23 protein-coding genes are annotated in these 20,988 nt (G+C 66.8%); 13 read left to right on the top strand and 10 right to left on the bottom strand.

Annotated elements, in window-relative coordinates:
* Window positions 1-12: 12 nt before the first annotated feature.
* Window positions 13-1,536 carry an L-piperidine-6-carboxylate dehydrogenase gene (gene amaB, locus DB708_RS07180; RefSeq protein WP_108921259.1) on the bottom strand — a complete coding sequence of 508 codons (1,524 nt, stop codon included), beginning with the start codon at window positions 1,534-1,536 and terminating at the stop codon, window positions 13-15.
* Window positions 1,533-2,768 (bottom strand): 2-oxoadipate dioxygenase/decarboxylase, encoded by a 1,236-nt coding sequence (gene hglS / locus DB708_RS07175; protein ID WP_108921258.1) that lies wholly within the window; start codon window positions 2,766-2,768, stop codon window positions 1,533-1,535. Before hglS ends, amaB begins: the two co-directional genes overlap by 4 nt.
* A gap of 15 nt (window positions 2,769-2,783) precedes the next feature.
* On the opposite strand from hglS, the gene DB708_RS07170 reads away from it, so the two are divergent.
* The 6 genes from DB708_RS07170 to DB708_RS07145 all read left to right on the top strand — a co-directional run bounded on the left by DB708_RS07170 (window position 2,784) and on the right by DB708_RS07145 (window position 6,944).
* On the top strand, window positions 2,784-3,236 hold the full coding sequence (locus DB708_RS07170; RefSeq protein WP_108921257.1) for an Lrp/AsnC family transcriptional regulator: 453 nt from the start codon (window positions 2,784-2,786) through the stop codon (window positions 3,234-3,236).
* A 53-nt stretch (window positions 3,237-3,289) separates the two neighbouring features.
* The gene (lat, locus tag DB708_RS07165; protein ID WP_108921337.1) at window positions 3,290-4,630 is read left to right on the top strand and encodes an L-lysine 6-transaminase; all 1,341 of its coding nucleotides are present in this window, start codon (window positions 3,290-3,292) and stop codon (window positions 4,628-4,630) included.
* A 51-nt stretch (window positions 4,631-4,681) separates the two neighbouring features.
* Window positions 4,682-5,065, top strand: a complete 384-nt coding sequence (locus DB708_RS07160; RefSeq protein WP_108921256.1) for a hypothetical protein — start codon at window positions 4,682-4,684, stop codon at window positions 5,063-5,065.
* Window positions 5,066-5,125: 60 nt separating this feature from the next.
* On the top strand, window positions 5,126-5,437 hold the full coding sequence (gene usfY, locus DB708_RS07155; RefSeq protein WP_108921255.1) for a protein UsfY: 312 nt from the start codon (window positions 5,126-5,128) through the stop codon (window positions 5,435-5,437).
* Between the two features lie 275 nt (window positions 5,438-5,712).
* Window positions 5,713-6,150, top strand: coding sequence for an ATP-binding protein (locus tag DB708_RS07150; protein ID WP_108921254.1), 438 nt, complete (start codon window positions 5,713-5,715; stop codon window positions 6,148-6,150).
* Window positions 6,147-6,944, top strand: coding sequence for an RNA polymerase sigma factor SigF (locus tag DB708_RS07145; protein WP_108921253.1), 798 nt, complete (start codon window positions 6,147-6,149; stop codon window positions 6,942-6,944). Before DB708_RS07150 ends, DB708_RS07145 begins: the two co-directional genes overlap by 4 nt.
* Here DB708_RS07145 and DB708_RS07140 read toward each other — a convergent pair.
* The 4 genes from DB708_RS07140 to DB708_RS07125 form a co-directional block, all read right to left on the bottom strand.
* Complete coding sequence (locus tag DB708_RS07140) at window positions 6,915-7,337, bottom strand: STAS domain-containing protein (RefSeq protein ID WP_108921252.1); 423 nt, start codon at window positions 7,335-7,337, stop codon at window positions 6,915-6,917. The genes DB708_RS07145 and DB708_RS07140 overlap by 30 nt on opposite strands.
* 192 nt (window positions 7,338-7,529) lie before the next feature.
* On the bottom strand, window positions 7,530-9,323 hold the full coding sequence (locus DB708_RS07135) for an acetyl/propionyl/methylcrotonyl-CoA carboxylase subunit alpha (RefSeq protein WP_108921251.1): 1,794 nt from the start codon (window positions 9,321-9,323) through the stop codon (window positions 7,530-7,532).
* A gap of 106 nt (window positions 9,324-9,429) precedes the next feature.
* Window positions 9,430-9,861 carry a SufE family protein gene (locus tag DB708_RS07130; protein ID WP_108921250.1) on the bottom strand — a complete coding sequence of 144 codons (432 nt, stop codon included), beginning with the start codon at window positions 9,859-9,861 and terminating at the stop codon, window positions 9,430-9,432.
* Entirely contained in the window at window positions 9,861-10,751 is an 891-nt protein-coding gene (locus DB708_RS07125; protein WP_108921336.1) for a sulfurtransferase, read from the bottom strand. Before DB708_RS07125 ends, DB708_RS07130 begins: the two co-directional genes overlap by 1 nt.
* Before the next feature lie 93 nt (window positions 10,752-10,844).
* Here DB708_RS07125 and DB708_RS07120 point away from each other — a divergent pair, with 93 nt between their 5' ends.
* Window positions 10,845-11,582 (top strand): class I SAM-dependent DNA methyltransferase, encoded by a 738-nt coding sequence (locus tag DB708_RS07120; protein ID WP_108921335.1) that lies wholly within the window; start codon window positions 10,845-10,847, stop codon window positions 11,580-11,582.
* Window positions 11,583-11,619: 37 nt separating this feature from the next.
* Here DB708_RS07120 and DB708_RS07115 read toward each other — a convergent pair whose 3' ends face one another.
* From DB708_RS07115 to DB708_RS07105, 3 genes are read right to left on the bottom strand one after another with little or no spacing between them, the layout of a single operon-like run.
* A complete protein-coding gene (locus DB708_RS07115; protein ID WP_108921249.1) occupies window positions 11,620-12,273 on the bottom strand; it encodes a Maf family protein in 654 nt (217 codons plus the stop codon).
* Complete coding sequence (locus DB708_RS07110) at window positions 12,270-12,512, bottom strand: acyl-CoA carboxylase subunit epsilon (RefSeq protein ID WP_235616665.1); 243 nt, start codon at window positions 12,510-12,512, stop codon at window positions 12,270-12,272. Before DB708_RS07110 ends, DB708_RS07115 begins: the two co-directional genes overlap by 4 nt.
* A gap of 58 nt (window positions 12,513-12,570) precedes the next feature.
* The gene (locus DB708_RS07105; protein WP_108921247.1) at window positions 12,571-14,211 is read right to left on the bottom strand and encodes an acyl-CoA carboxylase subunit beta; all 1,641 of its coding nucleotides are present in this window, start codon (window positions 14,209-14,211) and stop codon (window positions 12,571-12,573) included.
* A 35-nt stretch (window positions 14,212-14,246) separates the two neighbouring features.
* Between DB708_RS07105 and DB708_RS07100 the strand changes: the two genes are divergently transcribed.
* Genes DB708_RS07100 through DB708_RS07090 form a run of 3 tightly spaced genes read left to right on the top strand, consistent with a single transcriptional unit; the run spans window position 14,247 to window position 17,197 of the window.
* Window positions 14,247-15,815 carry an FAD-binding protein gene (locus DB708_RS07100; RefSeq protein ID WP_108921246.1) on the top strand — a complete coding sequence of 523 codons (1,569 nt, stop codon included), beginning with the start codon at window positions 14,247-14,249 and terminating at the stop codon, window positions 15,813-15,815.
* Window positions 15,816-15,841: 26 nt separating this feature from the next.
* On the top strand, window positions 15,842-16,669 hold the full coding sequence (locus DB708_RS07095; protein WP_108921245.1) for a biotin--[acetyl-CoA-carboxylase] ligase: 828 nt from the start codon (window positions 15,842-15,844) through the stop codon (window positions 16,667-16,669).
* Between the two features lie 9 nt (window positions 16,670-16,678).
* The gene (locus DB708_RS07090) at window positions 16,679-17,197 is read left to right on the top strand and encodes a PH domain-containing protein (RefSeq protein WP_108921244.1); all 519 of its coding nucleotides are present in this window, start codon (window positions 16,679-16,681) and stop codon (window positions 17,195-17,197) included.
* On the opposite strand, the gene DB708_RS07085 is transcribed toward DB708_RS07090, so the two are convergent.
* Entirely contained in the window at window positions 17,152-17,811 is a 660-nt protein-coding gene (locus tag DB708_RS07085) for a GtrA family protein (protein WP_108921243.1), read from the bottom strand. The genes DB708_RS07090 and DB708_RS07085 overlap by 46 nt on opposite strands.
* Before the next feature lie 109 nt (window positions 17,812-17,920).
* On the opposite strand from DB708_RS07085, the gene DB708_RS07080 reads away from it, so the two are divergent.
* From DB708_RS07080 to DB708_RS07070, 3 genes are read left to right on the top strand one after another with little or no spacing between them, the layout of a single operon-like run.
* Entirely contained in the window at window positions 17,921-19,147 is a 1,227-nt protein-coding gene (locus DB708_RS07080) for a 5-(carboxyamino)imidazole ribonucleotide synthase (RefSeq protein WP_108921242.1), read from the top strand.
* On the top strand, window positions 19,144-19,659 hold the full coding sequence (gene purE / locus DB708_RS07075; protein WP_108921241.1) for a 5-(carboxyamino)imidazole ribonucleotide mutase: 516 nt from the start codon (window positions 19,144-19,146) through the stop codon (window positions 19,657-19,659). Before DB708_RS07080 ends, purE begins: the two co-directional genes overlap by 4 nt.
* Before the next feature lie 23 nt (window positions 19,660-19,682).
* A complete protein-coding gene (locus tag DB708_RS07070; RefSeq protein WP_108921240.1) occupies window positions 19,683-20,852 on the top strand; it encodes an acyl-CoA dehydrogenase in 1,170 nt (389 codons plus the stop codon).
* Window positions 20,853-20,988: the final 136 nt, after the last annotated feature.

Below are 20,988 nucleotides of genomic sequence, written 5' to 3'. Positions count from 1 at the left end.
TTCAGACTGCGTTTATCCGAACTCCACACCTTGTGCCAGCGGTAGCTCGCTGGAGTAGTTGACGGTGTTGGTGGCGCGCCGCATGTACGCCTTCCACGCGTCCGACCCGGACTCCCGTCCGCCACCGGTCTGCTTCTCGCCGCCGAACGCACCACCGATTTCGGCGCCCGACGTGCCGATATTGACGTTGGCGATACCGCAGTCGGAGCCGTCCAGGAAGCGCTCAGCCTCGCGCAGGTCGGTGGTGAAGATGGCCGACGAGAGTCCTTGCGGCACGCCGTTGTTGAGGGCGATCGCCTCGTTCAGGTCGTCGTAGGTCAGCACATAGAGGATCGGCGCGAACGTTTCCGCCGTGACGATGTCGCTTTGCGCGGGCATTCGCACCACGGCCGGCGCGACGTAGTAGGCGCTGGGATACTCGTCGGTGCGGACGTCGCGGCGCTCGCCGCCGATCACCTCGCCGCCCTCGGCGCGGGCTTGCTCCAGCGCCCCGACCATGTCGCGGTAGGCGGTTTCGTGAATGAGCGGGCCGATCAGCGCGCCGGGCACCGACGGATCGCCGATCGGCAGCTGCGCACACGCGGACGCCACCCGTGCTACCACCACGTCCGCCACCGAGCGATGCACGATCAGCCGGCGCAGGCTGGTGCACCGCTGACCGGCGGTGCCGGCGGCGGCGAAGACGATCGCGCGCACCGCCAGGTCCAGGTCGGCCGACGGCGTGACGATCGCGGCGTTGTTGCCGCCCAACTCCAGCAGCACCCGCCCGAAGCGCGCGGCCCCTCGCGGGCCGACCTGCTGGCCCATCCGCACCGAACCGGTCGCGGACAACAACGCGACCCGCGGGTCGTCGACCAGCTGCTCGCCCAGCTCGCGATCGCCCAGCACCAGCCCGCTCACCGCGGGCGGCGCGCCGACGTCGGCCGCGGCCCGGCTGATCAGCGCCTGACACGCCAGCGCCGTCAACGGCGTCAGCTCCGAGGGTTTCCACACCACCGTGTCCCCGCACACCAGTGCCACCGCGGTGTTCCACGCCCAGACCGCGATCGGGAAGTTGAACGCGGTGATCACCCCAACCACGCCCAGCGGATGCCAGGTCTCGGCCAGCCGGTGGCCGGGCCGCTCCGAGGCGATGGTCCGGCCGTAGAGCTGGCGCGACAGGCCGACGGCGAACTGGCAGATGTCGATCATTTCCTGCACTTCGCCCAGGGCTTCGGAACCGATCTTGCCGACTTCGAGGGTCACCAGCGTGGCGAGGTCGTTGCGGTGTTCGGCGAGCAGCTCGCCGAGGCGGGCCACCAGCGCGCCGCGCACCGGGGGCGGGGTGTTTCGCCACACCGTGAACGCCTCGGCGGCGGCCGTCAGCACGCGGTCGGCCTGCTCAACGGACGTGGGCGCGACGGTGAAAAGCACCTCGCCGATGATCGGCGTGCTGGCCGGCAGGCCGTGCCCGCCGGGCTCGCCGAGGCCGCCGTCGGCGCCAATTGCCTGTAGGGCCTGACGTGCCCGATCGCGTAAGTCGTCAGCGGTCGTCATGCCGATGCCTCCTGGTAGAGAGCGTAGGGGTCGTGGATATGGTGGCCGATCGCCCCGGCGAGCCACTCGACGCCGTATCCAGAGTCGTCGGTGCCACGCCCGGCCCGGGTGTCGCGGTCCAGATTGGAGCGGAAGATGCCCGCCGCCGAAGCCGGCAAGAAATCTTCGTAGACGATGGGTGCCGCCGGGTCGCCGCCGCGATAATAGGCCAATCGCTGCGCGGCCATCTCGGTGTCGGTCGACGGGAAGTAGTCGCGCCACACCCGGGCCGGATCACCGGAAGCCATCGCCGCGTCGTAACGCTGGCGCCCGCGCGGGGTCAGTGCCACACCGCGCGCCTCTACTTCGCCGAAGCGGACCCGCAGATGCCCGGAGCTCACCGTGCCGTCCCTGCCGCGAAACAGGCAGGGTTCGGCCAGCGCGCGAAACGACGTCTGGCGCAATAACACCGCGGGTCCATCGCTGCGGGGCGGGCCCTGGATCGCGTCGATCATGGTGATGCCGCGGCGGCTCATCCGCTGGTACAAGGCGTCGATGTCGAGGACGCGCGGCGTCAGGTGGTTGATGTGGGTGGAACACACTCCCGCGATGTCGGCGGCCACCGCGGACACCCGCGACAGCTCGTCGTACCAGGACTTGTTGATCGGCTCGCGTGACAGCGCGAATGCGCAAACCGCGGCGGCGACGAACGCCTCGGCCTCCTCGGCGTCGCAGGCGCCCTCGGCGGCGACGATCCGGGCCCGATCGAGCAGTGCGGGGTCGAATAGCTGGCGGCGTGCGACGAACGTCTCGACGCGGGTGCGCAGGTCAGGATCGAAGTATCGGGGGTCGCGGGTGGCCAGCATCGACGTGAACACACGAAACGGATTACGCGCCAACTCGTTTGTGTCGATGGGCCGAAAAGCCGTCGACACCACCGGAATCGGGGAGGCCGCCGAACGCAGGTCGTAGTAGCCGACCGGCAGCATGCCGAATGCGGCGAACAACTCGGCGACCGCGCTCAGTTCGGCGGGGCTGCCCACCCGGATCGCGCCGTGTCGCTCGGCGGTGACCCGCCGCAACGAACCAAGTCGTTCGGCGCCCGGATTGCGGGCCACGTAATCGGAGTTGACCTGCTCGGTTACCTCGACCAGCGTGCCGTAGGCGGGCACCTCGCCGGCGTACATGGCCGACAGCCCGGCCGCGAATCGCTCGCGCAGCTGCCAGGTGAGGAGTCTTTTGGTGTGGCTCACGGCTAATCTCTGGCCATGAGTGAGTCGCTGGACGAGATCGACCGGATCCTGGTACGCCAGCTGGTCGCCGACGGACGCGCGACGCTGGCGGAGCTTGCCGCGAGCGCCGGGCTATCGATCTCGGCGGTCCAGTCCCGGGTGCGCCGATTGGAGGCCCGCGGCGTTGTCGCCGGGTATTCCGCGCGGATTAACCCGGAGGCGGTCGGGCACCTGCTATCGGCGTTCGTGGCCATCACTCCTCTTGATCCTTCCCAACCCGATGATGCGCCCGCCCGCCTGGCCCACATCGAGGAGATAGAAGCGTGTCACTCGGTGGCAGGCGAGGAGAGCTATGTCTTGCTGGTGCGCGTCGGGTCCGCGCGGGCGCTTGAGGATCTGCTGCAGCGAATCCGGACCGCGGCGAATGTCCAGACCCGAAGCACCGTCATCCTCAATACTTTTTACAGTGATCGCCAACACGTACCATAATATTTACGATAGTAGCGTCATGATTCCGTAAAAACTCAGCTACTATGGCTGGCATGACTGCCGTCCTGAACTCCCTTGCGCTGACCGGCGTGCAGCCCGAACCCGACCGGGTCCACGAGGTGCTGTCGCGCAGCATGCTGGTCGATGGTTTCGATTTCGTGCTCGACCTGACCCGGTCATCCGGGTCGTATCTGGTCGACGCTCGCGACGGCCGGCGCTATCTGGACATGTTCACCTTCTTCGCCTCGTCCGCGCTCGGGATGAACCACCCGGCGCTGGCCGACGACGAGGAATTCCGTGACGCACTCGTCGAGGCCGCGCTGAACAAGCCGAGCAATGCCGACGTGTACACGCCGGCGATGGCCGGCTTCGTCGAAACCTTCGCACGGGTGCTGGGCGACCCGGCGCTGCCGCACTTATTCTTCGTCGATGGCGGCGCCCTGGCGGTGGAGAACGCGCTCAAGGTCGCCTTCGACTGGAAAAGCCGGCACAACGAACGCCGCGGCATCGCTCCCGAGCTCGGCACCCGGGTGCTGCACCTGCGCGGCGCCTTCCACGGCCGCAGCGGCTACACGCTGTCGCTGACCAACACCAAGCCGGTCACTGTGGCCCGGTTCCCGAAGTTCGACTGGCCACGCATCGACGCGCCTTTTATCCGGCCGGGCTTAGATCAACGGGCCATGGGCGCGGCCGAAGCCGAGTCGCTGCGCCAGGCCCGCGCGGCCTTCGAGGCGTATCCGCACGACATCGCGTGCTTCATCGCCGAACCGATCCAGGGCGAGGGCGGCGACCGGCACTTCCGGCCCGAGTACTTCGCCGCGATGCGCGACCTGTGCGACGAATTCGACGCGCTGCTGATCTTCGACGAGGTGCAGACGGGCTGCGGGTTGACCGGAACCCCTTGGGCCTACCAGCAATTGGGTGTGCACCCCGATGTGGTGGCGTTCGGCAAGAAGACACAGGTGTGCGGGGTGATGGCCGGCCGCCGGGTCGACGAGGTCGCCGACAACGTCTTCGCGGTCAGCTCCCGGATCAACTCGACGTGGGGCGGCAATCTGACCGACATGGTGCGAGCACGCCGCATCCTGGAGGTGATCGAGGCCGACGGACTGTTTGACCGCGCCGCCGCGCAGGGCCGCTACCTGCGCGACCGGTTGTGCGAACTTGCCGACGAGTTCCCGGCATTGGTGTTCGATCCGCGCGGTCGCGGACTGATGCGTGCGTTCAGCCTGCCGACCACCGCCGATCGTGACGAGTTGATCCGCCGGCTGTGGCACCGCGGCGTGATCGTGTTGCCCTCCGGGACCGACGGCGTTCGATTCCGTCCCGCGCTGACGGTGTCGCGGTCAGAAATCGACGTGGCCATTGCGGCGGTTCGTGAATGTCTTGAATAACGGGTAACTAATCCTTCGTCGTGGACGAAATGCCACGCGGGAGGTTCTCAAATGCCGAAAGCAGATGAGCGATCACCGGGTGATCGCCTCGGGCAGGACGACGGCGAGGTGCGCGCCGCCATCCGTTTCGCCGTCCTGGCCACGGCCGCGGCGGTCGGATTTGTCGTGATGGCGGCCCTATGGGTCAGCACCTGCCCGGGAACGGGCGTGGACACGGTGGCGTGCGGTGCGCCGCAGCGGACCCTGCTGGCATTCGGGGGACCGCTGATCCTGCTGGCCGCCGGCCTGTGGGCGTTTGTGCGGACCTACCGGGTGTGGCGCAGCGAAGGCACCTGGTGGGGATGGCACGGCGCGGGCTGGTTTTTGTTGACGCTGATGATCGTCACGGTCTCGATGGGCGTCCCGGCAATCGCCGGTCCGGTGCTGGCCGGGTAAAAGGCCTGGCAAACACATTCCGGGAGATCTACCGTTAATGGGGCGACCCTAGGAGCAGCCATGGGAGACACCTACCGCGACCCCGTCGACCATTTGCGCACGACGCGGCCACTTGCCGGCGAATCACTGATCGACGTCTTGCACTGGCCCGGATACCTGATGGTGGTGGCCGGCGTCATCGCGGTGTGCGGAAGCCTTGCGGCCTTCGGCACCGGACATCAGCACGAGGGCATGACCGCGGGCGTGACAGCGATCGTCCTCACGGTGGCGGGCCTGGTGTGGCTGGCCGTCGAGCACCGGCGGGTGCGCCGGATCTTCGATCGGTGGTACCTCGAACATCCCGAGGCGGCCAGGCAGTCCCCCGACAGCTAATCGACGGAATAGGCCGCCCGAAATTCGTAGGTTACGGGCCTCGTTGAGCGGGTATCAGGTCTGAACCATGATGAGTGCCTGCAATGATTTGCGCGCGGCGCTCACCCCATCATGGGGGACAGAATCATGAAAGCACCGACGTAGATGGGCCAGTGTGATTCCGGCAATCAAAGCGATGCGCCCGAGCGCGTGTCCGGGGTGTGCCGGGGCTGTAGCGTCCAATGGCGCGCTCCAATGCGAGGGGTAGTGTGAGTCAAACGTTGCCGGGAGACCAAATGACCGATGTTGGTTTACGCGCTGACAAGCGTCAACGCGGCCACAGAGCCGTCGAATTGCATGTTGCTGCGCGCCTGGAAAATCTAGCGATGCTGCGCACGTTGGTGGGTGCGATCGGCACCTACGAGGACCTGGATTTCGACGCTGTCGCGGATCTACGGCTCGCGGTCGATGAGGTGTGCACCCGGTTGATCCGGTCGGCCACGCCGGACGCGACGCTGGTTGTGGTGGTCGACCCGCGAGAAGACGAATTAGTCGTCGAGGCATCCGCGGCGTGCGAAACCCACGACGTGGTGTCGCCGGGCAGCTTCAGCTGGCATGTGCTGACATCGCTGGCCGACGACGTCCAGACTTTCCATGATGGTCGCGAGCCCAATGAAACCGGCAGCGTATTCGGTATCACGCTGACGGCGCGACGGGCGGCCGCTAGCCGGTGACAGCGAAAGCTGACGGCGGTTCGGGCTCGAAGCGCCCAAACGAATACGCCGATGTTCCGGACATGTTCCGTGAGCTGGCGACCGTCGCCGAGGACTCGGCGGAGTTCCAGCGCCAGCGGGACAAGATTGTCGAGCGGTGCCTGCCGCTGGCCGATCACATCGCCCGCAGGTTCGAGGGCCGCGGCGAACCACGCGACGACTTGGTTCAGGTCGCGCGGGTCGGATTGGTCAACGCCGTGGTGCGCTTCGACGTCGAGGCCGGGTCGGACTTCGTGTCTTTCGCGGTGCCCACGATCATGGGCGAGGTTCGCCGCCACTTTCGCGACAACAGCTGGTCGGTCAAGGTTCCGCGGCGTCTCAAGGAGCTGCACCTGCGGCTCGGCAGCGCCACCGCCGACCTGTCGCAACGGCTCGGGAGGGCGCCTACCGCAACCGAACTCGCGGCGGAGCTGGAGATGGACCGCGCCGAGGTCGTCGAGGGCCTGGTGGCGGGCAGTTCGTACAACACCCTGTCCATCGACAGCGGCGGCGGTGGTGGCGGCGATGACGAGGACGCCCGCGCCATCGCGGACACCCTGGGCGACGTGGATGCCAGCATCAACCGCATCGAGGACCGCGAGTCGCTACGCCCATTGCTGGAAGGCCTGCCCGAGCGCGAGCGAACGGTGTTGGTGCTCAGGTTCTTTGAGTCGATGACGCAGACACAGATTGCCGAGCGCGTCGGCATCTCGCAGATGCACGTGTCGCGACTGTTGGCTAAATCGCTAACGCGCCTGCGCGACCAGTTGGAGTAGCGGCCGCGCGTGCGGGCCAGCGGTCCACGCGGCCGGTTCCAGTAGCGGTTCCTCGATCGGCGTCGTCACCGGCAGGGTGCCGTCGGGATCGCAGACGCGCAACAATCGCAGTACCGCCGGGCTCGGCACCATCGCCCAGCTCAACTGGGCGCCCGAGCACGCCACATTGATGCGGTGCAGCGCTGAAAAGCCTGCTGTACCAATGAAATCCAGCTCGCGCAGGTCCAGGATCACCCGCCTGGCACGCCGGGCGTTGCGCTGAACGTAGACCGCGAGCTGATCTGCGTTGGCGGCGTCCAGCTCGCCATCGATCGCGATGACCGTGCCGGACGCACTCCAGGTGGCACTGAATTGAGCCGTTCGGCATTGTTGCCAAGATTGAGCCACAGTCATTGCTTCACTCCCTCAACCGGGGATTGGTGACTACGCCGACGGTGAAATAACGCTGAAGGTAGGGAATTCGCCTTCCGCGCGGCGCTGACGTGGTCCGGGCGGCTGTGAACTCAACCTGACCTGAACCCTACCCCGGTTATGGGGAGACCGACAACGTTTACCTAGCTGATTCCCAGGAAGCCCGGTCAACAGCTATTTGATCTCGGCGAGCACCGTGCCTTGAGTGATGGCAGCTCCCGGCTCGACCGCGAGACCGGTGATGGTGCCCTCCTTGTGCGCGGTGACCGGGTTCTCCATCTTCATCGCCTCGAGGACCACGACCAGGTCACCGACGGCGACCTGCTGACCCTCGGAGACCGCGACCTTGACGACGGTGCCCTGCATCGGCGCGGTGACTGCGTCACCGGAGGCCGCCGCGCCGCCGTGGCCGCCGCGCTTGCGGGGCTTCGGCTTCTTGCGCACGACACCGGCCGGATCGGCGGCGCCGCCCGACAGCGCCAGATCACCGGGCAGCGACACCTCGAGCCGACGGCCGTCGACCTCGACGACCACCTTCTGCCGGGGCTGGGTGTCTTCCTCGTCCAGGGGCTCGCCCGCGGTGAACGGCTCGACGGTGTTGTCCCATTCCGTCTCGATCCAGCGGGTGTGCACCGTGAAGCCGTTGTCATCACCGATGAACGCGGGGTCCGAGACGACGGCGCGGTGGAACGGAATGACCGTGGCCAGGCCCTCGACGTGGAATTCGTCCAGCGCCCGGCGCGAGCGCGCCAGCGCCTCCTCGCGGGTGGCGCCGTACACGATCAGCTTGGACAGCATCGAGTCGAACTGGCCGCCGATCACCGAGCCGGCCTCCACGCCGGAGTCCAGCCGGACACCGGGCCCGGTGGGGATGTCGTAGCGGGTGACCGGGCCGGGAGCGGGCAAAAAGCCTCGTCCGGCGTCCTCGCCGTTGATCCGGAACTCGATCGCGTGACCGCGCGGCGTCGGGTCTTCGGTGATGTCGAGCTTCTCGCCGTTGGCGATCTTGAACTGTTGTCGCACCAGGTCAATGCCGGCGGTCTCCTCGGTGACCGGGTGCTCGACCTGTAGACGGGTGTTGACCTCCAGGAACGAGATCAGGCCGTCCTGGCCGACCAGGTACTCGACGGTGCCCGCGCCGTAGTAGTGGGCTTCCTTGCAGATTCGCTTGGCCGACTCGTGGATCTCCTTGCGCTGTGCGTCGGTGAGGAACGGCGCCGGCGCCTCTTCGACCAGCTTCTGGAAGCGGCGCTGCAGTGAGCAGTCGCGGGTGCCGGCGACGACGACGTTGCCGTGCTGATCGGCGATCACCTGGGCCTCGACGTGGCGCGGCTTGTCCAGGTAGCGCTCGACGAAGCACTCGCCGCGACCGAACGCGGCGACGGCCTCACGGGTGGCCGACTCGAACAGCTCGGGGATCTCTTCGATGCTGCGGGCCACCTTCATGCCGCGGCCACCGCCACCGAAAGCCGCCTTGATGGCGATCGGCACGCCGTACTCCTTGGCGAAGGCCACCACCTCGTCGGCGTCCTTGACCGGGTCGGGGGTGCCGGGCACCAGCGGGGCTTGCGCGCGGGCGGCGATGTGGCGGGCGGTGACCTTGTCACCGAGGTCACGGATCGACTGTGGGCTGGGCCCGATCCAGATCAGGTTCGCGTCGAGCACCGCCTGGGCGAATTCGGCGTTCTCTGACAGGAATCCGTAACCGGGGTGAATCGCGTTGGCGCCGGATTTGGCTGCCGCGTCGAGAAGTTTGCCAAAGTCCAAGTAGGACTCTGCGGAGGTCTGGCCACCCAAGGCGAAGGCCTCATCCGCCAGACGCACATGGGGTGCGTCGGCGTCGGGCTCGGCGTACACCGCCACGCTGGACAGGCCCGCGTCGCGGGCTGCGCGGATCACCCGGACAGCGATTTCGCTGCGGTTTGCGACGAGCACCTTGGAGATCCTCGAGCTGGCGTGACTGGGCACCTGCGCCTCCTGTGTTCCGTCTTCGTCGTCTCTAAGAGAATTTCTTACAAGTCTTATCGGGGGAAGTTTAGGCGGCGCGCCGGGGGCGCCGGTAACCGGTCTCCGCTCAGCGAGTTTCGGGACCGGACTCGCGCAGCCGCCGCTTGATCCGGGCCAGCATCGCCGACATGCCGCGCAACCGCAGCGGGCTGATCAGAGCCGCCAGGCCCAGCTCGCTGTAAAAATCTTCGGGCACCGCCAGGATGTCGGCGGCGGGTTGCTCGTCGAGGCCGGCGGCCAGAATCGCGGCAAATCCGCGGGTGGTCGGCGCTTCGGCGGGAGCGCTGAAATACAACCGCACCCGATTCGGGTCGTCCGCGTCGACATGCAGGAACAGTGGCGATTGGCACTCGGGAACCGGCTCCATCGCCGCCTCGGCGAGGTCGTCGGGCAGCTCCGGCAGGTCGTCGGCGAACTCCAGCAGCAGCTTCAGCTTGTCGGAGCCCTGAACTTCGGCGAAGTCGGACACCACCTCGGCCAGCGGTGCGGGCAGAGTCATCAGGCCGGTACTACTCCCGGGCTCTCGCCCGCGACGATCGGCACCCGCACGGTGTTACCCCACTCGGTCCACGACCCGTCGTAGTTGCGGACCCCGGCCTTGCCCAGCAGGTGGGTGAGCACGAACCAGGTGTGGCTGGATCGCTCGCCGATGCGGCAGTAGACGACGGTCTTGTCGTCCGGCGCCAGGAAGCCGTAGAGCTCTTCGAGCTCTTCGCGACTGCGGAACCGGCCGCTCTCGTCGACCGCCTTGCCCCACGGGATGGACCGGGCGGTGGGGATGTGGCCGGCGCGCAGCGCGCCCTCCTCGGGGTAGTCGGGCATGTGCGTGCGCTTGCCGGTGTACTCGTCGGGCGAGCGCACGTCGATCAGCGGCTGGCTGCCGAGGATGTCCAGCACGTCGTCCTTGTAGGCGCGGATCGGTGCGTCATTGCGCGCGACGACCGGATAGCCGGTCGAGGTGTTGGTCGGCACCTCCAGGCTGGTGTCGCGGCGGTCCGACAGCCACAGGTCACGCCCGCCGTTGAGCAGCCGCACATCGGGGTGGCCGAACAACGTGAACACCCACAGCGCGTAGGCCGCCCACCAGTTGCTTTTGTCGCCGTAGATCACCACGGTGTCGTCGCGGGCGATGCCCTTGCGGTCCATCAGTTCCGCGAACTGCTCACCGGAGATGTAGTCGCGGACTCGCGGGTCGTTGAGGTCGGTGTGCCAGTCAATCTTGACCGCGCCGGGGATATGCCCGACGTCGTAGAGCAGCACGTCCTCGTCGGATTCGACGATTGCCAGACCGGGCGAACCCATGTGGCCGGACAACCAGTCGGCGGTGACTAGTCGTTCGGGGTGGGCGTAAGCCGACAGCGTCGGGCTTGAATCGGGAGGAAGTGGCACGTCGTAGACCCTACCGGTGGCGTCGAGATCGGACTGTTCACCCACTCGCTGCGGCTCAGTGGACGGATGGCCGTCGCGTACCATGCACGCTCGATGAGCGACGACGGTTACTTCGGCGCGGAGATCGCGGCAACCTATGACACCGATGTCTCCGAGATGTTCGACGAGGGCGTCGTCGAACCCACGGTCGACTTCCTCGGCCAGCTCGCAGGCGGTGGCAGAGCACTCGAATTCGGTGTTGGCACAGGGCGCGTCGCAGTTCCGCTGGTGGCGCGCGGTGTCGAAGTCCACGGTATCGATATGTCCGCGGCGATGGTGGCTCGTTTACGGATCAAGCCGGGCGGCGTAGCCGTCGGCACCACCATCGGCGACTTCGCCACCGCTGGTGCGCCTGGCGAGTTCAGTCTCGTCTACCTCGTCTTCAACACGATCTCTAACCTCACAACCCAAGACGCACAGGTCGCTTGCTTCAACAATGCGGCCCGACACCTGAAGCCGGGCGGCAGTTTTGTCATCGAGGTCGGTGTCCCTGCCTTGAGGCTGTTACCCCCGGGCCAACAGGCCGTCCCGTTTGCGGTCGAAAACGACCGTTGGGCCTACGACTGGTATGACTGCGCAACACAGGCGATGAGTTCCAACTATGTCCGCCAAGACGGCCGTTTCCGGTCGATTCCCTTTCGCTATGTCTGGCCCGCTGAGCTCGACCTGATGGCCCGGATAGCCGGTCTAACGCTCACCCAGCGTTGGGCGGACTGGCAACGCCGACCGTTCGAACACGAAAGCACTCGCCATGTCTCGGTTTGGCAGAAGCCAAGCCTGCGCGACACATAACCGGCTGCGACGATCCGCCGCGTTGGGTCGCAATGGATTACGTGTCGAGGCTTTGGTCGACGTTTCCCGCCCACAACGTCGCGATGGACAGGCCCGCACGGCGCAGCAGCGAGCGGGTCAGCGGCAGCCCGATTCCCACCACGGCCGACGGGTCGCCGTCGACACCGTCGATGAACCATCCGCCCAGGCCGTCCAGGGTGAAGCCGCCGGCCACCCGCAATGATTCCCCGTCGGCCAGGTAGGCCTCTAGGTCATCGTCTTCCGGTCTTCCGAAATGCACTGTGGTGATTGATGTTTGCGCCTCGGAATACACAATTGCGTTGTCCAACAACCGGATTACGCAGTGGCCGGTGTATAATTGGCCGCAGCGTCCGGCCATCGACTGCCAGAGTTGGCGCGCGGCGGCGATGGACTCCGGCTTGCCGCACAGTTGGTCATCGAGGTAGAGCATCGAATCACAGCCGATGACAACACAATCTGCCGCGACAGAGCGGTCCAGCTCGCTTGCCACCTGCTCGGCCTTGGCCCGGGCTAGCGCACAAACCACGTCGCCGGGTGGGGCTTTCGGTCCCAGATCGGCGATCAGGCGATCTTCATCGACACCGGAGACGAGGACCAGTGGTTCGATGCCCGCCTGGCGCAGCACTTTGAGACGGCCGGCCGACGCCGACCCGAGCACAACTCGGGTCAATGCTTCAGATGGGCTATTTGCTGCATCGTGAGTCGCTGGTAGTTGGACATCGAGAAGCGCAACTTGTCGACCGGAAGGCCCCAGCGGGTGCTCTCGGTCGGCGGCTGCGCGGGCGTGCCCTCGGAGCTGCTGAGCACCGCGATCAGCGCGGCGATCTCCGCGTCGGTGGGGCGGCCCCGCAGGATCTTGATGTGCGGCTCGTGCGGCTGCGCGGTGTCGGTAGCTTCGGCGTCGCTCACCGGGGCTGAACCATTCGTCTCGTTCCCGTCACTCACTTCGTCGTTCCGCTCACTCGACTCACAATGGAATGTTCCCGTGCTTCTTGGGCGGCAGGTGCGAGATCTTGCGTTCCATCAGGCGCAGCGCCGTGGCGATGTAACCGCGGGTGTGCGATGGCGGGATAACCGAGTCGACGTATCCGCGTTCGGCGGCGACGTACGGGTTGACCAACGTGTCCTCGTACTCCTGCTGCAACTGCAGCCGCAGCTCATCGACGTCCTTGCCTTCGGAAGCGGCCTGCTTGAGCTGCTGGCGGTACACGAAGCCGACGGCACCGGAGGCTCCCATCACCGCGATCTGCGCGGTAGGCCAGGCCAGGTTGACGTCGCAGCCCATGTCCTTGGAACCCATCACGCAGTAGGCGCCGCCGTAGGCCTTGCGGGTGATGACGGTGATCTTGGGGACGGTGGCTTCGCCGTAGGCGTACAGCAGCTTGGCGCCACGCCGGATGATGCCGTTGTATTCCTGGCCGGTGCCCGGTAGGAAGCCTGGGACGTCCACCAGCATGATGATCGGGATGTTGAAGCAGTCGCAGGTCCGCACGAACCGGGCGGCTTTCTCCGAGGCGTTGATGTCCAGGCAGCCCGCGAATTGGGTGGGCTGGTTGGCCACGATCCCGACCGGCCGGCCGTCGATGCGACCGAACCCGACAACGATGTTCTGCGCGTAACCGCCCTGGACTTCCAGAAATTCGTCGTCGTCGAGGATCCGGGTGATGACCTCGTGCATGTCGTAGGGCTGGTTGGGTGAGTCCGGGATCAGGGTGTCCAGCTCGAGGTCCTCGTCGGTGAGGTTCTCTTCGATTGGACCTTGCGGCGCCGCGACCGCGTAGCGCGGCGGGTCGGTGAAGTTGTTGGGCGGCAGGTAGCCGAGCAGGTCGCGGACCCAGTCGAAGGCGTCCTGCTCACCGGAGGCGACGTAGTGCAACGTGCCCGATTTGGCCATGTGGGTGTGGGCGCCACCGAGCTCCTCCATCGTGACGTCCTCGCCGGTGACCGTCTTGATGACGTCGGTTCCGGTGATGAACATCTGGCTGGTCTGGTCGACCATCACCACGAAGTCGGTCAGGGCCGGGGAGTACACGTGCCCGCCGGCGGCGGCACCCATGATCAGCGAAATCTGCGGGATGACACCCGACGCCAGGATGTTGTTGCGGAAGATGCGGCTGTACAGGCCGAGCGAGACGACGCCCTCCTGGATCCGGGCGCCGGCGCCGTCGTTGATGCCGATCAGCGGACGACCGGTTTTGATGGCCAGCTCCTGGACCTTGACGATCTTCTCGCCGTACACCTCGCCGAGGCTGCCGCCGAACACGGTGGCGTCCTGGCTGAAGATGCACACGTCGCGGCCGTCGATGGTGCCGTAGCCGGTGATCACGCCGTCGCCCAGCGGGCGGTTGGCTTCCAGGCCGAAGTTGGTGCTGCGATGCTTGGCCAGGGCGTCGAGCTCCACGAACGAATCCTCGTCGAGCAGGGCCAGGATGCGCTCGCGGGCGGTCAGCTTGCCCTTGGCGTGCACCTTCTCGACGGCCTCTTCGCCGACCGGGTGCAGCGACTCTTCCCTGCGCTTGTGCAGTTCGGCCAGCTTGCCCGCGGTGGTGTGGATGTCGATGGTGTGCTCGGCAGCGGGTTCCGCAGTGTGGTCGGTAACGCTCGTCATGGGAGTCGAGCTTAGCGGCGCGGTAGTCTCCGCTGATGGACGCCCGCCCGTTGGGAACCGCTGGCTGGGCGCGCGAGTGCGACGTACTGGTTGCGGGGTCGGGAGGCGGCGGGGTCACCGGCGCGTACACCGCGGCGCGCGAGGGTCTCGAGGTGCTGCTGGTCGAGGCGACCGGCAAATTCGGTGGCACGACTGCTTACTCCGGCGGCGGCGGCGTCTGGTTTCCCTGCAATCCGGTGCTTGTTCGGGCCGGCACCGACGACAGCATCGAGGACGCGCTCACCTATTACCAGGCGGTGGTTGGCGACCGCACCCCCCGCGAACTCCAAGAGACGTTCGTCCGCGGCGGCGCGCCGCTGATCGAGTACCTGGAACAAGACCCAATCCTGAAGTTCGTGCCGTTGCCGTGGCCCGACTACTACGGCAAGGCACCGAAGGCGCGCCTGGACGGTCAGCGCCACATCGCCGCGAAACCCTGGAAGGTGGCCGCCGCTCCCGAGCTGCGCGACGCGATCCGCGGGCCGCTGGACACCGATTGGCTCGGTGCCGAAACGCCGTCCGACTACTACGTCGGTGGCCGAGCCCTGATCGCGCGATTCCTCAAGGCCATCGAGCAGTACCCGACCGCGTCGCTGCAGCGTGACACCGCGCTGGTCGAGCTGGTGGTGTCCGACGGGGCCGTCACGGGAGTGATCGTCGAGACCGCCGGCGAGCGCCGCGCGATCCGCACCCGGCGCGGCGTGTTGCTGGCCGCCGGCGGCTTCGAAGCCAACGAGGAGTTGCGCCGCGAATACGGCGTGCCGGGCGTGGCACGAGACACCATGGGCGGCCCGGGAAGTCGCGGTCTGGCGCTGCAGGCCGGCGTCGCGGCCGGCGCGGACACCGACCTGCTGGATCAGGCGTGGTGGTCACCGGGTATGACCCATCCCGACGGTCGCTCCGCGTTCGCGCTGTGGTTCACCGGCGGCATCTTCGTGAACCAGTCCGGCAACCGGTTCGTCAACGAGTCCCAGGCGTACGACCGGGCCGGTCGCGAGATCATCGCGCAGCTGCAAGACGGTTCAATCACGTTGCCGTACTGGATGATCTACGACGACAGGGAAGGCGAGGTGCCGCCGGTGAAGGCGGCCAACGTCAGCATCGTCGAGACGGAGAAGTACGTCGCCGCCGGCTTGTGGCACACCGCGGACACGCTCGAAGAGCTGGCCGCCAAGATCGGGGTGTCGGGCGCTGCGCTGGCGGCAACCGTGGCCCGGTTCAACGGTTTTGCCGCCCGCGGCGTCGACGAAGACTTCGGCCGGGGCGACGAAGCATTCGATCGTGCGTTCTCCGCCGGTGCGTCTCCGCTGGTCCCCATCGACTCACCGCCATATCACGCCGCGGCGTTCGGCCTGTCTGATCTAGGCACCAAGGGCGGCTTGCGCACCGACCCCGCGGCGCGGGTGCTGGACACCTCGGGCAATCCCATCCCCGGCCTGTACGCGGCGGGCAACACGATGGCCGCACCCAGCGGGCTGGCGTATCCGGGCGGGGGCAACCCGATCGGGACGAGCATGCTGTTCAGCCACCTGGCCGTGATGGACATGCGAGACCGGCGCCTTTGACGCATCCCGGCGCTCTAGGGTGGACGGTGATGGATCGAGACTCATTGAGGCCGGCACTGGATGCGGCCGCACTGCGCAACGAGCTTGTGGGGACCGGATTGGGTTGGCGGCACCTCGATGTCGTCGAGCAGACCGGTTCCACGAACGCTGATCTGCTGGCCCGTGCGGCGGCCGGCGAGGACATCGCCGGGGCGGTGCTGATCACCGAGCATCAGACCGCCGGCCGCGGACGCCACAACCGCGCGTGGTCGGCTTCCCCGCGGGCGCAGATCACCATGTCGGTCGCGGTGAGCGTCGTCGACGTCCCGGTCACCGGGTGGGGCTGGCTGCCGCTGGCCACCGGTGTGGCGGTGGTCGATGCGGTGGCTCCACTGCTGGGATCCACCGGTGTGGAACTGGGCCTCAAGTGGCCCAACGATGTGCTGGCCGGCTCCCGGGATTCCCAAGGCAAGCTGGCCGGTATCCTCGCCGAGGTCTCGCGGCCGGTGGTGGTAATTGGCTTGGGGCTCAACGTAACTCAGGAGCCCGAAAAGGTGGACGGGCCGGGGGCGACCTCGCTGCTCGACCTGGGCGTGGCCGCGCCCGACCGCGGCGCCTTGGTCAGCGCGGTGTTGCGCGAGCTCAGCGGGCGGATCGTCGCATGGCAGGCCGCGCGCGGGGCCGATTGGCAATTGGCGGCCGACTACCGTGCGCGCAGCCTGACCATCGGGACCCGGGTACGCGCTGCGTTGCCCGGCGGCAGGGAGATCGTCGGGACCGCCAGCGCTGTCGACGATCACGGCCGGCTCTGTCTGGAGACCGGTAACGAGACCGTCGTCGTTTCCGCCGGTGACGTCGTGCATTTGCGGAGCTAATGTCACCACATGAGCTATCCCGATAACGCCCTGGCCGCCGGCGAACAGGTCGTCATACACCGCCATCCGCATTGGAAGCGATTAATTTGGCCCGTCGTGACTTTCATCCTGGTGACCGGGCTGGCGGCGTTCGGTTCCGGCTACGTCAACTCCACGCATTGGGAGCAGGCCACCAAGAACATCATCCACGGCGTGATCTGGGGAATCTGGTTGGTGATCGTCGGCTGGCTGACGCTGTGGCCGTTCTTGACTTGGCTCACCACACATTTCGTCGTCACCAATCGCCGGGTGATGTATCGGCACGGATTGTTGACCCGCAGCGGCATCGATATCCCGTTGGCGCGGATCAATAGCGTCGAATTCCGGGACAGGATTTGGGAGCGTCCGTTTCGCACCGGGACGCTGATTATCGAGTCGGCGTCACAAGATCCGTTGGAGTTCTACAACATTCCGCGGCTGCGCGAGGTGCACGCGCTGCTATATCACGAAGTTTTCGACACCCTGGGTTCCGAAGAGTCACCGAGCTGAGCAGTCCGGCTCGCCCGGTTGCGCCACGCGCGCAACAGCGTGACGTTGCCCGACTCGACCTCGTCCTCGAATACCTCGGCGATCCCGCCCGCGGTGAGCGCGGATTCCAGCACCCTGTCGGGGGTGCGGGCGAACTGGTCGGGGAACACCCAGCGCCGGAACGCCCAGAAGCGAAATGCCATCTGCAGCAGGTTGCCGATGATGTAGGCGGAGATGAAGTCGGCGATGTTTTCCACGGTCAGCGACACCATCGGCTCGCGCAGCTGCAGGACGTAGCTGGAGACCCACAGCGGCGCCATGCTGAGCAGTACTCCCACGCCACTGAACGCGAAGAACAGCAGCGCCTCGTGGTGGCGTTCGCGGCCGCCCCGGTTACGGAAGCTCCACTCCCGGTTCAGCACATAGGACGCGATGACCGCGACGATGCCGCCGATAACCTTGGCCGTGACCGGCTTGGTCTCCAGAATCGTCAGCTTGAGGGTGTAGAAAATTGCCGAGTCGATGATGAATGTGGTGCCCCCGACGATGGCAAATTTGATGAATTCATGATGGCGCTGTGCGTAGGGCTGAAAGGCCGCAGGCAGGCGCGCGATCGTGGCATCGGCAAAGGACACAAGACGTGAGTGTACGGACGGACTCGAAAACGGCGCAAAATGGAACCTGACGATTTCGCGTTGCAGCCGGTCAACACGCTTTGGTCAGCACACTGTCTGCCGTGACACCATGATGCCCGTGCCGAGTAAACCCATCCCGTTGGTCGCCATGGTCGGCGGCGGCCAACTAGCCCGGATGACGCACCAAGCCGCCATCGCACTCGGCCAGAGCCTGCGAGTGCTGGCCACCTCCGCCGACGAGCCTGCGGCCCAGGTCAGTCCGGATGTGGTGATCGGTTCGCATACCGATCTGGAAGACCTGCGCCGGGTCGCCGCCGGCGCCGATGCCCTGACTTTCGACCATGAGCACGTCCCGACCGAACTGCTGGAGAAGCTGGTCGCCGAGGGCGTCAACGTGGCGCCGCCGCCGCAGGCTTTGGTGCACGCCCAGGACAAGCTCGTGATGCGCCGCAAGCTTGAGGCGCTGGGCGCCGCAGTGCCGCGTTATGTGGGGCTGGATTCCGTCGAGGCACTCGATGAAGTGGACGACTTCGCGCGCCGCATTGGCGGTCCGCTCGTAGTGAAGGCGGCCCGCGGCGGTTACGACGGGCGCGGCGTGCAGCTCGCGCGCGACCTGACGCAGGCCCGCGAGATCACCCGCGCCTACCTGGCGGACGGCGTGCCGGTGGTGCTCGAGGAAAAGGTGGAACTGCGCCGCGAGTTGTCGGCGCTGGTGGCCCGCTCCCCATTCGGTCAGGGCGCGGCGTGGCCGGTGGTCCAGACAGTGCAAGACGACGGCATCTGCGTGCTGGTGATCGCGCCCGCCCCGGAACTGCCCGGGGACATGGCCGCCGCTGCACAGCAGCTGGCGCTGCGGCTGGCCGCCGAACTGGGCGTGGTCGGTGTGCTCGCCGTCGAGTTGTTCGAGACCATCGAGGGAGCGCTGCTGGTCAACGAACTCGCGATGCGGCCGCACAACTCCGGGCACTGGACCATGGACGGGGCGCGCACCAGCCAGTTCGAACAGCATTTGCGCGCGGTGCTGGATTACCCGCTCGGCGATACCGATGCGATCGCGCCGGTGACGGTTATGGCCAACGTGCTGGGTGCCGCGCAGCTGCCGGAGATGACCGTCGACGAACGGTTGCACCACCTTTACGCGCGGATGCCCGACGCGCGGGTGCACCTGTACGGCAAGGCCGAGCGCCCGGGCCGCAAGGTTGGGCACATCAATTTCCTGGGCGCCGCCGTAGCGGACTTGCCGAAGCTGCGTGAACGCGCCGAGCTGGCGGCACACTGGATGTCAGTTGGGCAGTGGGCGGACGGATGGGATCCACATGAGGAGCGGCGCCAATGAGTGAAGACCCCCGCGTCGGGGTGATCATGGGCAGCGACAGCGACTGGTCGGTGATGCAGGATGCTGTCGAGGCGCTGGCTGAGTTCGGTATTCCCGCCGAGGTGCGGGTGGTCTCGGCGCATCGCACCCCGGGCGTGATGTTCGACTACGCCCGGGGCGCGGCCGACCGCGGTATCGAGGTGATCATCGCGGGCGCCGGGGGAGCCGCCCACCTGCCGGGCATGGTCGCGTCCGTGACGCCGCTGCCGGTGATCGGGGTGCCGGTACCGCTGTCCCGGCTGGACGGCATGGACTCGCTGCTGTCGATCGTGCAGATGCCCGCCGGTGTTCCGGTGGCCACCGTCTCCATCGGCGGTGCCCGTAACGCCGGCTTGCTGGCGGTGCGGATTCTCGGATCGTCCGACCCGGCGCTGCAGGCCCGGATCGTCGCGTTCGCCGAACAGCTGGCCGACAGCGTGCGGGCCAAGGATGCGGCGCTTCAGGAGCTCCAGGGTAAAGTTACCGGCGAGTAGCAAGAGGGCTAGGAGATCTCACGATGGCTGGATGGGCCGGACACCCCGACTTCGATTTGTTCCAATTACCGGAGGAACACCAGGAATTACGGGCCGCGATTCGGGCGCTGGCGGAAAAGGAAATCGCTCCGCACGCCGCCGATGTGGACGAAAACGCCCGCTTCCCGCAGGAGGCGCTGGACGCGCTGAACGCCTCGGGTTTCAACGCGGTGCACGTGCCCGAGGAGTACGGCGGCCAGGGCGCAGACTCGGTCGCGGCCTGCATCGTCATCGAGGAGGTCGCCCGGGTCGACACGTCGGCTTCGCTGATCCCGGCGGTCAACAAGCTCGGCACCATGGGCCTGATCCTGCGCGGCTCCGACGAACTGAAGAAACAGGTTTTGCCGTCGATCGCCGACGGCTCCGCGATGGCGTCCTACGCCCTGAGCGAGCGCGAAGCCGGCAGTGACGCGGCGGCGATGCGCACCCGCGCCAAGGCCGACGGGGGCGACTGGATCCTCAACGGCACCAAAGCCTGGATCACCAACGGCGGCAAGTCGACTTGGTACACCGTGATGGCGGTGACCGATCCCGACAAGGGCGCCAACGGCATCTCGTCGTTCATGGTGCACAAGGACGACGAGGGCTTCACCGCCGGTCCGAAGGAACGCAAGCTGGGCATCAAGGGCTCACCGACCACCGAGTTGTACTTCGAGAACTGCCGGATCCCCGGTGACCGCATCATCGGCGATCCCGGTACCGGTTTCAAGACGGCGCTGGCCACGTTGGACCACACCCGTCCCACCATCGGTGCGCAGGCCGTGGGCATCGCGCAGGGTGCGGTGGACGCCGCGATCGCCTATACCAAGGACCGCAAGCAGTTCGGTTCGTCGATCAGCACCTTCCAGGGCGTCCAGTTCATGCTGGCCGACATGGCGATGAAGGTCGAAGCCGCCCGGCTGATGGTCTACAGCGCCGCCGCCCGGGCCGAACGCGGTGAGTCGAATCTGGGATTCATCTCGGCGGCGTCGAAATGCTTTGCCTCCGATGTCGCGATGGAGGTCACTACCGACGCCGTGCAGCTGTTCGGCGGCGCCGGCTACACCATCGACTTCCCCGTCGAGCGGATGATGCGGGACGCCAAAATCACCCAGATCTACGAGGGCACCAATCAGATTCAGCGCGTGGTGATGTCGCGCGCGTTGCTGCGCTGACCTTTCTCCGGTACCCGTTGGCCTGAAAATCAGCCCGCCTAATAGGATCGAGCGCTACAACTAAGCTCACGTAGCGCAGGCCGTTCGGGGATGTAGCGGCCACGCGCAACGCCGAGTGAGCGAGGGCACGACGGCG

Source organism: Mycobacterium montefiorense (assembly GCF_003112775.1).
GTDB classification, from domain to species: Bacteria; Actinomycetota; Actinomycetes; order Mycobacteriales; family Mycobacteriaceae; genus Mycobacterium; species Mycobacterium montefiorense.
This window is presented reverse-complemented; position numbering and strand designations above follow the sequence as displayed.

What these genes read in the sequence shown, in the direction of transcription:
- amaB (WP_108921259.1), bottom strand. Translation starts at nt 1,536, where the DNA reads ATGACGACCGCTGACGACTTACGCGATCGGGCACGTCAGGCCCTACAG.
- DB708_RS07170 (WP_108921257.1), top strand. Translation starts at nt 2,784, where the DNA reads ATGAGTGAGTCGCTGGACGAGATCGACCGGATCCTGGTACGCCAGCTG.
- lat (WP_108921337.1), top strand. Translation starts at nt 3,290, where the DNA reads ATGACTGCCGTCCTGAACTCCCTTGCGCTGACCGGCGTGCAGCCCGAA.
- DB708_RS07160 (WP_108921256.1), top strand. Translation starts at nt 4,682, where the DNA reads ATGCCGAAAGCAGATGAGCGATCACCGGGTGATCGCCTCGGGCAGGAC.
- usfY (WP_108921255.1), top strand. Translation starts at nt 5,126, where the DNA reads ATGGGAGACACCTACCGCGACCCCGTCGACCATTTGCGCACGACGCGG.
- DB708_RS07150 (WP_108921254.1), top strand. Translation starts at nt 5,713, where the DNA reads ATGACCGATGTTGGTTTACGCGCTGACAAGCGTCAACGCGGCCACAGA.
- DB708_RS07140 (WP_108921252.1), bottom strand. Translation starts at nt 7,337, where the DNA reads ATGACTGTGGCTCAATCTTGGCAACAATGCCGAACGGCTCAATTCAGT.
- DB708_RS07130 (WP_108921250.1), bottom strand. Translation starts at nt 9,861, where the DNA reads ATGACTCTGCCCGCACCGCTGGCCGAGGTGGTGTCCGACTTCGCCGAA.
- DB708_RS07120 (WP_108921335.1), top strand. Translation starts at nt 10,845, where the DNA reads ATGAGCGACGACGGTTACTTCGGCGCGGAGATCGCGGCAACCTATGAC.
- DB708_RS07105 (WP_108921247.1), bottom strand. Translation starts at nt 14,211, where the DNA reads ATGACGAGCGTTACCGACCACACTGCGGAACCCGCTGCCGAGCACACC.
- DB708_RS07100 (WP_108921246.1), top strand. Translation starts at nt 14,247, where the DNA reads ATGGACGCCCGCCCGTTGGGAACCGCTGGCTGGGCGCGCGAGTGCGAC.
- DB708_RS07090 (WP_108921244.1), top strand. Translation starts at nt 16,679, where the DNA reads ATGAGCTATCCCGATAACGCCCTGGCCGCCGGCGAACAGGTCGTCATA.
- DB708_RS07080 (WP_108921242.1), top strand. Translation starts at nt 17,921, where the DNA reads ATGATGCCCGTGCCGAGTAAACCCATCCCGTTGGTCGCCATGGTCGGC.
- purE (WP_108921241.1), top strand. Translation starts at nt 19,144, where the DNA reads ATGAGTGAAGACCCCCGCGTCGGGGTGATCATGGGCAGCGACAGCGAC.
- DB708_RS07070 (WP_108921240.1), top strand. Translation starts at nt 19,683, where the DNA reads ATGGCTGGATGGGCCGGACACCCCGACTTCGATTTGTTCCAATTACCG.